General features: G+C 74.7%; 1 protein-coding gene. It reads left to right on the forward strand.

Features of this window, described 5'->3' with window-relative positions:
* The first annotated feature begins 31 nt into the window (after window positions 1-31).
* Window positions 32-14,917, forward strand: a complete 14,886-nt coding sequence (locus tag PV734_RS03495) for a type I polyketide synthase (protein ID WP_319288730.1) — start codon at window positions 32-34, stop codon at window positions 14,915-14,917.
* Window positions 14,918-14,952: the final 35 nt, after the last annotated feature.

Genomic DNA, 14,952 nt, shown 5'->3' on the forward strand with positions numbered 1-14,952 from the left:
GGCCGTTTCCAGGAGAAGGCGAGGATGCCCAGTGAGTGACCAGACCGAGCAGAAGCTCCGCGACTACCTCAACCGTGTGACGATCGACCTCCAGCAGACCCGGCGACGACTGCGGGACGCCGAGGAGCGCAGCCGGGAACCCATCGCCGTCGTCGCGATGAGCTGCCACTTCCCCGGCGGCGTACACAGCCCCGAGGACCTGTGGGAACTGGTGGCGGACGGCCGCGACACCTACGCGGGAATCCCCGCCGACCGGGGCTGGGACGCCGCCCGGCTGGCCGGCGACGGCGTACCCGTCACCGGGGCCTTCCTGGACGACGCCGGCGGCTTCGACCCGGACTTCTTCGGCATCTCGCCCCGTGAGGCGCTGGCCATGGACCCGCAGCAGCGGCTGATGCTCCAGGCCTGCTGGGAGGCCGTCGAACGGGGCGGCATCGACCCCGTCTCGCTGCGCGGCAGCCGTACGGGCGTGTTCGCCGCCTCCATCGACCAGGGCTACATGTCCCTGGCCGACGGCGCGCCCGAGGGCGTCCAGGGCTTCCTGATGACCGGCAACGCGGTCAGCGTGATGTCCGGGCGTGTCTCCTACGTCATGGGGCTGGAGGGGCCCTCGGTCACGGTCGACACGGCCTGCTCCGCCTCCCTGGTCGCACTGCACCTCGCCGCGCGGTCCCTGCGCAACGACGAGTGCACGCTGGCCCTCGTCGGCGGCGTCAACGTGATGGCCCTGCCGGGCGCCTTCGTGGAGATCTCCCGCCAGGGCGGCCTCGCCGCCGACGGCCGCAGCAAGCCCTTCGCGGCGGCGGCCGACGGCACCGGCTGGGGCGAGGGCGTCGGCGTGCTCTTGGTGGAACGGCTCTCCGACGCCCGAGCGAGCGGCCACCCGGTGCTCGCCGTGCTGCGCGGCAGCGCCATCAACCAGGACGGCGCCAGCAACGGCCTCACCGCGCCCAACGGTCCCTCCCAGCAGCGCGTCATCCGCTCCGCCCTCGCCGACGCCCAGCTCTCACCGGCCGAGGTCGACGTCGTCGAGGCGCACGGCACCGGCACCCGGCTCGGCGACCCCATCGAGGCCGACGCCCTGCTCGCCGCCTACGGCCAGGACCGTGCCGAGGACCAGCCGTTGTGGCTCGGCTCGATCAAGTCCAACATCGGCCACACCCAGGCCGCCGCGGGCCTGGCCGGTGTCATCAAGGTCGTCATGGCGATCCGGCAGGGTGTCCTGCCGCAGACCCTGCACGTCGACGCGCCGACCCCGCACGTGGACTGGAGCTCCGGCGGGGTACGGCTGCTCACCGAGCGGCTCGACTGGCCCGAGACCGGCAGGCCGCGCCGTGCGGGCGTCTCGTCGTTCGGCATGAGCGGCACCAACGCACACGTCATCATCGAGCAGGCACCCGAGGAAGACGAGGCACCCGAACACGACGCCGTCGAGCCGCAGGGCGCGCCGGCCGCGACCCCCGGGACAACCGTGCCCTGGCTGCTCTCCGGCCGCAGCCCCGAGGCGTTGCGCGACCAGGCCGCCCACCTCGCCTCCTGGCTCGCCGACCGCCCCGGCCTGCGCCCGGCGGACGTGGGCCACTCCCTCGCGGTCTCCCGCTCGGCCTTCGAGCACCGGGCCGTCGTCGTGGCCGACCGGTCCGACGGCTTCCTGCGCGGACTCTCGGCCGTCGCGGCGGGCGGCAGCGCCGCCGAGACCGTCACCGGCCGCACCGGCGCGGGCGACGGCAAGACCGTGTTCGTCTTCCCCGGCCAGGGCTCCCAGTGGGTGGGTATGGCACGGCAACTCCTCGACGAGTCACCGGTGTTCGCCGCCCGCATGGCCGAGTGTGAACAGGCACTCGCCCCGCACCTGGACTGGTCGGTGTCGGCGGTGGTGCGCGCGGAGCCGGACGCCGCGCCGCTGGACCGCATCGACGTCGTACAGCCCGTGCTGTTCGCCGTCATGGTCTCGCTCGCGGCGGTGTGGCAGTCCTTCGGTGTCGAGCCCGATGCCGTCGTGGGCCACTCCCAGGGCGAGATCGCCGCCGCGTACGTCGCCGGTGCCCTCACCCTCGCCGACGCCGCCCTCATCGTCGCCGTACGCAGCCGGGCCCAGCTGGAACTCTCCGGTACCGGCGGCATGGCCTCCGTGGCGCTGCCCGCGGACACCCTGCTGGAGCGCCTGCGGGCCTGGGACGGCCGGCTGTCGGTCGCCGCCGTCAACGGCCCGGCCTCCGCGGTCGTCTCCGGGGACCCCGAGGCCCTGGACGAGTTCCTCCTGCAGTGCGAGGAACGCGAGGTGCGGGTACGGCGGGTCGCCGCCGACGTGGCGGGCCACTCCGCGCACATGGACCCGCTCGGCGACCGCATGCTCGACGCACTCGCCCGAGTACGGCCGGCACCCTCCGTGATCCCGTTCTGTTCCACGGTGACGGGCGGACCGCTCGACACGACCGGCCTGGACGCCGAGTACTGGTTCCGCAACATGCGGCAGACCGTCGACTTCGACGCCGCCGTACGCGACCTCGTCGCACGTGGTCACCGCGTCTTCGTCGAGGTCAGCCCGCACCCGGTGCTCGCTGTGCCGACGCAGGACATCCTCGACGATCTCGCCGACCCCGACGCGGCGGTCCCGGCTCCGCCGACCCTGGTCACCGGCACCCTGCGCCGGGACGAGGGCGGCCTGCACCGGGTTCTCACCGCCCTCGCCCAGGTACATGTGCACGGCGTACGGGTGGACTGGGCGGCCGTGTTCGCCGCGCACCGGCCCGAGCAGGTCGAACTGCCGACGTACGCCTTCCAGAACCGGCGCTTCTGGCTGGAGCCGCAGACCGTGCCCGGCGCCGGCCCGGAGGCCACCGACCCGGCGGACGCCGCCTTCTGGGCCGCCGTCGAACGCGAGGACGTGACCGCCGTCGCCGCCACGCTCGGCGTCGAGGCCGCCAGTTGGAGCGACGTCCTGCCCGCCCTCTCCACCTGGCGCCGCGGCCGCCGGGACCGTGCCGTCCTCGACGGCTGGCGTTACCACGTCGACTGGCAGCGGCTCACCGCCCGTGCCGCCGCGCCGCTGACGGGCCGCTGGCCGGTCCTCGTCCCGGACGGCCACGCCGGTGACGACACGGTCACCCGTGCCGTCGAGGCTCTCCGCGAGCGCGGCGCCGACCCCGAACTCGTCGTCCTCGACCACACCCACACCGACCGGACAAGACTCACCGACCGCCTGCGCGAGCTGCTGGCGGAAGCACCCGACTCCTCCGGGTCCTCCGACACCTCCGGTACGGCGCCCGCGCCCGCCGGTGTCCTCTCCCTGCTGGCCCTCGACGAGCGGCCCCTCGACGGGCTGCCCGCCCTGCCCGTGGGCCTGGCGCTCACCACCGCGCTCGTCCAGGCGCTGGACGATCTAGGGGCGCGGAGCACGCTCTGGTGTGTGACCACGGGCGCCGTCCCGGTGCGCCCTTCCGAACCGGTCCCCCATCCGGAGCAGGCCCTCACCTGGGGCTTCGGCCGCACAGCGGCGCTGGAACACCCGGGCCTGTGGGGCGGTCTGATCGACCTGCCGGAGCAGTGCGACGCACGCGCCGGACACCTGCTCGCCGACCTCCTGGCCGGAGCGGGCGACGAGGACCAGATCGCGATCCGTTCCTCCGGCGCGTACGCCCGCCGCCTCGTCCGCGCCACCCCCTCCGCCGCCGCGTCCGCTCCGTGGCGGCCCTCCGGCACGGTCCTCGTCACCGGCGGGACCGGCGGGCTCGGCGCCCACGCCGCCCGCTGGCTCGCCCGGGGCGGCGCCCAGCACCTCGTCCTCGTCAGCCGCCGTGGTGCCGACGCCCCCGGCGCCGTCGAGCTGGAGGCCGAACTCATCGCCCTGGGCACCGGGGTGACCCTGGCCGCCTGCGACATCACCGACCGCGAGGCGCTCGCCGCGCTCGTCCACCGGGTCGCCGACGACGGCCACCCCGTCCGCGCCGTCCTGCACACCGCGGCCGCCGCCCAGCTGGTCCCCGTACGCGACGAGAGCCCGGCGAGCATGAACGCCACCCTGGCCGCGAAGGTCCAGGGCGCCGCCAACCTCGACGCCGTCCTCGGCGACACCGACCTCGACGCCTTCGTCCTGTACTCCTCCGTCTCCGGCGTGTGGGGCAGCGCCGACCACGCGGCCTACGCGGCCGGCAACGCCTACCTCGACGCCCTCGCCGCGAACCGCCGGGGCCGGGGTCTCGCCGCCACCTCCGTGGTCTGGGGCATCTGGAGCGCCGAGGGCGGCGGCCTCGCCACCAGCGACCTCGAACGCGAACTGCTGGAACGCGGGATCCCCTTCATGGACCCGCGCCTGGCCGTCACCGGACTCCAGCGCGTCCTGGACGACGACGAGACCGTCGTCGTGGTCGCCGACGTCGACTGGGCCCGCTTCGTGCCCGTGTTCACCTCCGTACGGCCCAGCCCTCTCATCGCCGGTCTCCCCGACGTCCGCGCCCTTGCCGAGGACAGCGGCGAAGCGGCCCCGGGCGACACCGACGACGCCTCCACACTGCGCCGCAGCCTGGCCGGACTGCCCGGTCCCGAGGTGCGCCGGACCCTGCTGGAGCTCGTCCGCACCAACGCCGCGGCCGTCCTGGGCCACGAGTCCGCCGACGCGGTGCTGCCCGACCGGGCTTTCCGTGAACTGGGCTTCGACTCGCTGATCGCCGTCGAACTGCGCAACCGGCTCAACACGGTCACCGGCCTGCGGCTGCGCGCCACCGTCGTCTTCGACTACTCCTGCGCGGCCCTCCTCGCCGAGCACCTGCGCACCGAACTCCTCGGCGACACCGCCCCGGAGGCGGCCTCGACGGCCGTCGTCCCCGTCGCGGACCCCGACGAGCCCATCGCGATCGTCGCCATGAGCTGCCGCTTCCCCGGCGGCATCGACACCCCGGAACGGCTGTGGCAGCTGCTCTCCGACGGCGGCGAGGTGCTGTCCGGCATGCCGGCCGACCGCGGCTGGCCGCTGGACCGCCTCTACCACCCCGACCCGGACAACCAGGGCACCTCGTACGTCCGGGAAGGCAGCTTCCTGCACGACGCGGGCGACTTCGATCCGGCCTTCTTCGGCATCTCGCCCCGCGAGGCCGTCGCCATGGACCCCCAGCAGCGGCTCCTCCTGGAAACCTCCTGGGAGGCCGTCGAACGGGCCGGCATCGACCCGACCTCCCTGCGCACCACCTCCACCGGTGTCTTCGCCGGCGTCAACTACCAGGACTACACCTCGCTCGCGGGCTCGTCGCCCGAGGGCGGCGAGGGACACCTGGTCGCGGGCGGCGCCGCCAGCGTGGTCTCCGGGCGAGTCGCCTACACCCTCGGTCTGGAGGGCCCGGCGGTCACCGTCGACACGGCCTGCTCCTCCTCACTGGTCGCGATGCACCTCGCCGCCCAGGCCCTGCGCGGCGGCGACTGCTCGCTCGCCCTGGCCGGCGGCGTCGCCGTCATGGCCACCCCCGGTGTGTTCGTCGGCTTCTCCCGGCAGCGGGGCCTCGCCGCCGACGGCCGCTGCAAGGCGTTCGGCGCCTCGGCGGACGGCATGGGTCTCGCCGAGGGCGTCGGGGTGGTGCTCCTGGAGCGTCTCTCGGACGCCCGCCGCAACGGCCACCCGGTGCTGGCCGTCATGCGAGGCAGCGCCGTCAACCAGGACGGCGCCAGCAACGGCCTGTCCGCACCCAACGGCCTCGCCCAGCAACGGGTCATCCGGCACGCGCTGAGCAACGCAGGCCTGACCGGCGCCGACATCGACGTCGTCGAGGCGCACGGCACCGGCACCACTCTCGGTGACCCCATCGAGGCCGACGCCCTGCTCGCCACCTACGGACAGGACCGCCCGCACGGCCGCCCGCTGTGGCTCGGCGCGCTCAAGTCCAACATCGGCCACACCCAGGCCGCGTCCGGAGTCGCCGGAGTGATCAAGACGGTGCTCTCCCTGCGGCACGGTGTGCTCCCGCGCACCCTGCACGCCGAGGAGCCCTCCCCGCACGTCGACTGGGTCTCGGGCGACGTCGAACTGCTCACCGAGGCCCGAGACTGGCCGGAGACCGGCGCTCCCCGCCGCGCGGGCATCTCCTCCTTCGGCTTCAGCGGCACCAACGTGCACGCCATCCTCGAACAGGCCCCGCCCGCATCCGAGGAAACCGCGCCGCAGCCCGCGCCCGCCGCGCCCGTCCTGCCCTGGGTGCTCTCGGCCAAGTCGCCGCAGGCCCTGGCACACCAGGCCCAGCGGCTGCGCGACCACCGCGCCCGGGGCGGCGCCTCCGCCCCGCTGGACACCGGCTACTCCCTGGCGACCGGCCGCGCCCCCTTCGAACACCGCGCGGTGCTGTTCGCCGCCGGGGACGGCACCCCGACGGCCGCCCTCGACGGTCTGGCCGGCGGCGAGGACGCCCCCGGGCTGATCCGTGGCGCGGCCGACACCGACGGCCGCCGAGTCTTCGTCTTCCCGGGCCAGGGCGCCCAGTGGGCCGGCATGGCGGTCGAACTGCTGGACACCTCACCGGTGTTCGCCTCCTCCGTGGCCGCCTGCGAGCAGGCCCTCAGGCCCTACGTCGACTGGTCGCTCGACGCCGTGCTGCGCGGCGCCCCGGACACCCCGCCCTTCGAACGGGTCGACGTGGTCCAGCCGGCGCTGTGGGCCGTGATGGTTTCACTGGCCGCCCTGTGGCGCTCCTGGGGCGTCGAGCCCGACGCCGTACTGGGCCACAGCCAGGGCGAGATCGCCGCCGCCGTGGTCGCCGGCGCTCTCTCCCTGGACGACGGCGCCAAGGTCGTGGCCCTGCGCAGCCGCGCGATCCTCTCCCTCGCCGGGCACGGCGGCATGGTCTCCGTGGCGGTCCCGCGCGAGCGCGCCGTCGAACTGGTCGCCCGGTGGTCGGGGCGCCTCTCCGTCGCCGCCGTCAACGGACCGTCCGCCGTGGTCGTCTCCGGTGACTCCGAGGCGCTGCGCGAGTTGATCGCGGCTTGCGAGGAGGACGGTGTACGGGCCCGCACCATCGCGGTGGACTACGCCTCCCACTCCGCGCACGTCGAACGCATCCACGAGGAACTGCTGGCGGCGCTGGCCGGCATCGAGCCCGTCGCCGGTCAGGTGCCGCTGTTCTCCACCCTCACCGGGGACTGGCTCGACACGACCGCGATGGACGCCGGGTACTGGTACCGGAACCTGCGCGAGACCGTCGAGTTCGACGCCGCCGTACGCGCCCTCGCCGAGCAGCGCCACCAGGTCTTCGTCGAGGTGTCGCCGCACCCGGTGCTCACCATGTCCGTCCAGGACACCCTGGAGGACGCGGAGGCCTCGCAGACCGTGGTGACCGGCACACTCCGCCGCGACGAGGGCGGCCTCGCCCGCGCCCTCACCTCGGCCGCCGAACTGTGGGTGCGTGGCGTCCCGGTGCGGTGGCCGGCCCTCTTCCAGGGCACCGGCGCCCGCCGAACCGACCTGCCCACCTACCCGTTCGAGCACAAGCGCTACTGGCTCCAGGGCGCCGAACCCGTCGCGCGGGCGGGCGTCGAGGACGAGGCGGACTCCGAGTTCTGGCGGATCGTCGAGCGCGGCGACGCCGAGGAGGCCGCCGGGAACCTGGCCGTGGACGCCGAGACACTCGGCACGGTCCTGCCCGCCCTGAACGCCTGGCGCCGCAGGCAGCGAGACGGCGCCGCCGTCGACAACTGGCGCTACCGCGTCGACTGGCAGCCCGTCACCGACCCGCCCGCCGCCGCCCTGTCCGGCACCTGGCTCGTCGTCCTGCCCGAAGGACACGCGGACAACGAACTCGTACGGGACGCCGTCCTGACCGTCACCGAAGCCGGTGCCGAGGCCGTGACCGTGCTCCTCGCGGACGCCGACGTCGACCGTGCCGCCCTCGCGGACCGGCTCGCCGCCGCACTGGACGGCCGTACCCCGCAGGGCGCCCTGTCGCTCCTCGCGGTCGCCGGACACCCGCACCCCGACCACCCCGCCGTCTCCACGGGGTCGGCGCTCACCCTCGTCCTCGTCCAGGCACTCGGCGACCTCGGTATCGAGGCCCCGCTGTGGTGCGCCACCCACGGCGCCGTCGCCACCGGCGACACGGACACCCTCACCGCCCCCGACCAGGCGCTGATCTGGGGCACCGGCATGGTCGCGGCGCTGGAGCACCCCACCCGCTGGGGCGGCCTCGTCGACCTGCCGACGGCCCTCGACTCCCGCTCCCGGGACCGCCTTCGCGCGATCCTCGCCGGGGCCACCGGCGAGGACCAGCTCGCCGTCCGTACCGCCGGACTGCTCGCCCGCCGTCTGGTCCGCGCCCCGCGCCTGCCGGGTAACCGGCCCGCGTGGAAGCCCCGGGGCACCGTCCTCGTCACCGGCGGCACGGGCGCCCTCGGCCCGCACCTCGCCCGCTGGCTCGCCCGGGGCGGCGCCGAGCACCTCGTCCTGCCAGGACGGCGCGGCGCCGACGTACCCGGCGCGGACGAACTGCGCGCCGAACTCGCCGAACTGGGCACCGAGTTGTCCCTGCCCGCGTGCGACTTCGCGGACCGCGACCAGATCGCGGGCCTGCTCGCCGGACTGGAGGAGCGGGGCACGCCCGTCACCGCGGTGTTCCACGCCGCCGCCTACATCCAGCTCGCCTCCCTGGACGACACCCCGCTCGACGCCTTCGCCGAGGTCGTCGCCGCGAAGGCGGACGGGGCCCGGCACCTGGACGAACTGCTCGACCGCGAACTCGACGCCTTCGTCATGTTCTCCTCCATCGCCGGCGTCTGGGGCAGCAGCAACCACGCCGCCTACACCGCCGGCAACGCCTACCTCGACGCCCTCGCCGAACACCGCAGGGCGCGGGGTCTGAGCGCCACCACCGTCGACTGGGGTGTCTGGTCGGCCGCCAACCCCTGGACCGTCCGCGACACCGTCGACGACTCCGACTTCTACCGCGTCCAGAAGCAGGGCCTGCCACTCATCGAGCCCGACCTCGCGCTCGCCGGACTCCAGCAGGCACTCGACGACGACGAGACGGTCATCGCCCTCGCCAACGTCGACTGGGAGCAGTTCGCGGCGGTCTTCGGCTCCGTACGCCCCAGCCGACTGCTCACCGGCGTACCGGAGGCCAGGCGGCAACTGGAGGAGGCCACCGCGCCCGGCACGGACGCGACCCCGGCCGCGAGCGTGCTGCGCGAGCGCCTGGACGGCCTGGCCGACGCCGAACAGCGCCGCGTCACCCTGGACCTCGTACGCACCCACGCGGCGGCCGTCCTCGGGCACGACTCGCCGCAGGAGCTGCGGCCCGGCAAGGCGTTCCAGGAACTCGGCTTCGACTCGCTGACCGCCGTCGAACTGCGCAACCGGCTGCGCACCGCCACCGGTCTGCGGCTGCCCGCCACCCTCGTCTTCGACTACCCGTCCGCGGCCGTGCTCGCCGAGCACATCCGCGCCGAGGTACTCGGCGAGCGCCGGGCGCCCGCCGACCGGGCACCCGTGCCCGCCGGCAGCGCGGCGGCCGACGAACCGATCGCCATCGTCGCGATGAGCTGCCGCTTCCCCGGCGGGGTGCACACACCGGAGCAACTGTGGCGGCTGCTGGAGGAAGGCGGCGACGTCGTCTCGGAGTTCCCGACCGACCGCGGCTGGCCGCTGGAGTCCATGTTCGACCCCGACCCGGACCAGCCCGGCACCAGCTATGTGCGGCACGGCGGATTCCTCTACGACGCCGGTGAGTTCGACGCCGACTTCTTCGGCATCTCCCCGCGCGAGGCCGTCGCCATGGACCCCCAGCAGCGGCTGCTCCTGGAGACGTCCTGGGAGACCTTCGAACGCGCCGGCATCGACCCGGATCTGCTGCGCGGCAGCGACACCGGCGTCTTCACCGGCGTCAACTACCAGGACTACGGCGCCTCGGTCGCCCAGACCCAGGAGAACGAGGGCCACCTGCTCACCGGCAGCGCGGCCAGCGTGATCTCCGGCCGCATCTCCTACACCCTGGGCCTGGAGGGCCCGGCGGTCACCGTCGACACCGCCTGCTCCGCCTCCCTCGTCGCCGTGCACCTCGCGGCCCAGGCCCTGCGTGCCGGTGACTGCTCGCTCGCCCTCGCGGGGGGTGTCGCGGTGATGTCCAGCCCCGGCGCCATCATCAGCTTCGCCCGCCAGCGCGGTCTGGCCGCCGACGGCCGCTGCAAGGCGTTCTCCGACGCCGCCGACGGCATGGGCATGGCCGAGGGCGTCGGGGTGATCCTGCTGGAACGGCTCTCCGAGGCACAGCGGCGCGGGCACCCCGTACTGGCCGTGCTGCGCGGCAGCGCCGTCAACCAGGACGGCGCCAGCAACGGCCTCACCGCGCCCAACGGCCCCTCACAGCAGCGCGTCATCCGCTCCGCCCTCGCCAACGCCCGGCTCTCGGCGGCAGACGTCGACGTCGTCGAGGCCCACGGCACCGGTACGAAGCTCGGCGACCCCATCGAGGCCCAGGCCCTGCTCGCCACGTACGGCCAGGAACGCGCCGACGGCCGCCCGCTGTTGATCGGCTCCCTGAAGTCCAACATCGGCCACACCCAGGCCGCCGCGGGCGTGGCCGGCGTCATCAAGACCGTCCTGGCCCTCCAGCACGGACAGGTGCCGCCCACCCTGCACGTCGACCGGCCCTCGACCCAGGTCGACTGGACGGCAGGTGCCGTCGACGTGGTCACCGACCCGACCCCGTGGCCGCGTACCGGCCGCCCGCGCCGCGCCGGGATCTCCGCGTTCGGCATGAGCGGCACCAATGTGCACGCGATCCTCGAAGAGGCCCCGGAGTCGGCCCCGCGGCAGGCGTCCGACCGGTTGCCCGCTCTGCCCGTCGCCTGGCCGCTCTCCGCGAAGTCACCGGACGCGCTGCTCGGCCAGGCCGCGCGCCTGACCACCCACCTGGCCCGGACGCCGGACGACACATCCGCCGACATCGGCCGAACCCTGGCCACCCGCACGGCGTTCGAGCACCGCGCCGTCCTCGTCGGCGACAGCACCCGGCTCCCGGCCGCGCTGACCGCGCTCGCCGACGGCGGAACCGCCCCCGACCTGGTACGTGGCGTCGCGGACACCGTGGGCCGTACGGTCTTCGTCTTTCCCGGTCAGGGTTCCCAATGGGCCGGTATGGCAGGGGAGTTGCTGGACGAGTCGCCGGTGTTCGCGGCGCGGATGGGGGAGTGCGAGCGGGCGCTCGCTCCCTTCGTGGACTGGTCGTTGCTGGATGCCGTGCGCTCGGGCAGCGCGTGGGACCGGGTCGATGTGGTGCAGCCCGCGCTGTTCGCGGTGATGGTGTCGCTGGCGGAGGTCTGGCGGTCGTTCGGTGTCGTACCGGACGCCGTCGTGGGGCACTCGCAGGGTGAGATCGCCGCCGCTGTGGTGGCGGGCGCGCTGTCCCTGGAGGACGGGGCCAAGGTCGTGGCCCTGCGCAGCCGGACCCTCGACGCGCTGGCCGGACGCGGCGGCATGGCCTCGCTGTCCCTACCCGCGGACGAGACGGAGACCGCCCTCGCCCCCTGGGCCGGCGCCCTGTCGGTGGCGGCGCTGAACGGGCCCGCCACCACCGTCGTCGCGGGCGACTCCGAAGCACTGACCGCCCTGCTCGCGGACTGCGAGGCCAAGGGCGTACGCGCCCGCCGCATCGACGTCGACTACGCCTCGCACTCCGGGCACGTCGAGGAGATCCACGACGTGCTCATGGACACCCTCGCAGGCATCGAACCGATGCCTGCCAAGGTGCCGCTCTACTCCACGGTCGAGGGCGGCGGCTGGCTGGACACCACCGGCATGCACGCCGGCTACTGGTACCGAAACCTGCGCCGGACCGTCGGCTTCGACCCCGCCGTCCGTGCCCTGGCCGCCGAAGGGTTCACCTCCTTCGTCGAGGTCAGCCCGCACCCCGTGCTCACCATGGCCGTCGAGGAGACCGCCGAGGCCGCCGGACACGAGACCGTCGTCCTCGGCACCCTGCGCCGCGACGAGGGCGGACTACGACGGGTCCTGCTGTCGGCGGCCGAACTGTGGGTGCGCGGGGGAGTGGTCGACTGGACCGCCGCGTTCCCCGGCGAGAACACGGCCCAGCTGCCGACGTACGCCTTCCAACGGCGCCGCTACTGGATCCAGCCGCCCGCCGCGACACCCCGTGGAGCCGGCGCCACCGGTCATCCGCTGCTCGCCGCGGCCGTCGAGGTCGCCGACACCGGGGACCTCGTGCTCACCGGCAGCCTGTCGACCCGCACCCACCCCTGGCTCGCGGACCACGCGGTCTCCGGCGTGGTCCTGCTGCCCGGCACCGGCTTCGTCGAACTGGCCGTCCGCGCCGCCGACGAGGCCGGCTGCCCCCAGGTGGAGGAACTGACCCTCCAGGCACCGCTGGTGTTCGACCGGGACGCTGCCGTCCAGCTCCAGGTGCGGGTCGGTGCGCCCGACGACACCGGGCGGCGCACACTCGGCGTGTTCTCCCGGGCCGAGGACGGCACCGGCACCCCGTGGACCGGCCACGCCACCGGCGTCCTCGCCCCCGCCCCGGCCGATGACCAGGCGGCCCACCCGTACGGCGCGGCCTGGCCGCCCGCCGGAGCGGAACCCGTGCCCGTCGACGGCCTCTACGAGCGGTTCGCGGACGCCGGCTACGGCTACGGTCCCGCCTTCCACGGCCTGCACGCCGCCTGGCGGCTGGGCCGGGACGTCTATGTGGAGGTACGGCTCCCCGAGGACCAGCACACCGGGGCCGCCGGCTTCGGTCTGCACCCCGCGCTGCTGGACGCCGCCCTGCACGGCCTGTGGCTCGCCACCCCGGAGGGCACCGAACAGAGCGACGAGCCCGGCACAGCCCGGCTGCCCTTCTCCTGGGAGGGCGTCCGCCTGCACGCCTCCGGGGCGACCGAACTGCGCGTACGGCTCAGCTACGACGACACCGGCTCGGTCGCCCTCTCCGCCGCCGACCAGGCCGGTCGGCCGGTCGCCGACGTGGCCGCGCTCGCCATCCGCCCGATCGCCGTGGACGCACTGCGTGGCGCCGCCGCCCAGAGCCGCGACTCGCTGTTCCGGCTCGACTGGACCGCCCTGCCCGCCGTCACCGAGCCGCCCGTCGGCCGGTGGGCGGCGCTCGGCGCGGGTGTACCGCTGCCCGAGACCCACCAGGACCTCGACGCGCTGACCGCCGCCGTGGAGTCGGGTGCCGTGGAGTCGGGTGCCACCGCGCCCGACGTGGTCGTCACGGTCTGCCCGCCCGGTGGCAACAGCGCGGACGCGGCACGCACCGCGCTCGCCGACACCCTGCGTCTGCTCCAGACCTGGCTGGCCGACGACCGCTGGGCCGACACCCGGCTGGTCCTGATCACCCGGGGTGGTGTCGCCACCGCACCCGGCGAGGACATCGGTGACCTGGCCGCCGCCGCCGTGTGGGGGCTGGTGCGCTCCGCGCAGTCCGAACACCCCGACCGGTTCGTCCTCGTCGACACCGAGGAACCGGCCGACGCCCTCAAGGCCCTGCCCGCCGCGCTCGCCGCCGCGGAACCCCAACTCGCGATACGGGGCGGGCGTACCCTCGCGCCCCGCCTGACCAGGACCCCGGCCGCGGACACCGACGGCGCCGCCGTCAAGCCGTGGGACCCCGAGGGCACGGTGCTCGTCACCGGCGCCTTCGGCGTCCTCGGCGGCCTGGTGGCCCGTCACCTCGTCACCCGGCACGGTGTACGTCACCTGCTGCTGACCGGGCGGCGCGGCGCCGACACGCCCGAGGCGACCGCCCTGGTCGACGAACTCACCGCTCTGGGCGCCCGGGTGGAGGCCGCCGCCTGCGACACCGCCGACCGCGACGCGGTGGCCGTACTGCTCGCCGGTGTCCCCGACGCCCACCCGCTCACCGCGGTGGTCCACTCGGCCGGCACCCTGGACGACGGAGTCATCGGGTCACTCACCCCCGAGCGCATCGACCACGTCCTGCGCCCCAAGGCGGACGCCGCGCTCAACCTGCACGAACTGACCCGCGACCTGCCGTTGTCCGCCTTCGTGCTCTTCTCGTCCGCCTCCGGCACCGTCGGCAGCCCCGGCCAGGGCAACTACGCCGCGGCCAACGCCTTCCTGGACGCCCTGGCCCAGCACCGGCGTGCCCAGGGTCTGCCGGGACAGTCGCTCGCCTGGGGCATGTGGGCCGAGCGCTCCACCCTGACCGGCACCCTCGACGAGGTCGACCTGCGGCGCATCTCCCGCGGCGGCGTGGGGGCACTCACCTCCGACGAGGGACTCGCCCTCTTCGACACCGCCCTCGAACGGGACGACGCCGTACTGGTGCCGGTCCGGCTCGACCTGGCCAGACTGCGCGCCAGGGCGGGCAGCGCCGCCGTACCCGCCCTCTTCCGGACCTTGATACGCGGCGCCGTACGCCGGACGGCCGCCACCGGCGGCGGCCACGACGGCGCGGACGCGCTGCGCGGGCGGCTGGCCGGTCTGGGCGCCGACGACGCCCACGCCGTGCTCGCCGACCTGGTGTGCGCGCACGCCGCCGATGTGCTCGGCCACGCCGGGGCCTCGGCCGTCGACCCCGAACGCGCCTTCCGGCAGCTCGGCTTCGACTCCCTGACCGCCGTGGAACTGCGCAACCGCCTCAACGCGGCGACCGGCCTGCGGCTCCCCGCGACCCTGGTGTTCGACTACCCGAGCCCGGCCGCCGTCGCCGGGTACTGCCTCGAACGTCTCGCCCCCGCCGGAGCCCCGCAGGCCCCGGAGCCGGCCGTGGCCGACGACGTGATCACCCGCGCCCTGTCCGCGATCCCGCTGGACAGGCTGCGCGGCTCCGGCCTGCTGGACGCACTGCTGAAGCTGGCCGGACCGGACCAGGAGAGCGGCGCATCGCAGGCGTCCGACCGGGCGGCCGTCATCAAGGAGATGGACGAGGACGACCTCGTACGGCTGGCACTGGGGAGCGAGAGTGCCTGACCGCGCACCGGCCCGGAACGGGATGTGAGGAGAGA

This window comes from Streptomyces sp. AK08-02 (genome assembly GCF_033795085.1).
Classification (GTDB): Bacteria; Actinomycetota; Actinomycetes; order Streptomycetales; family Streptomycetaceae; genus Streptomyces; species Streptomyces echiniscabiei.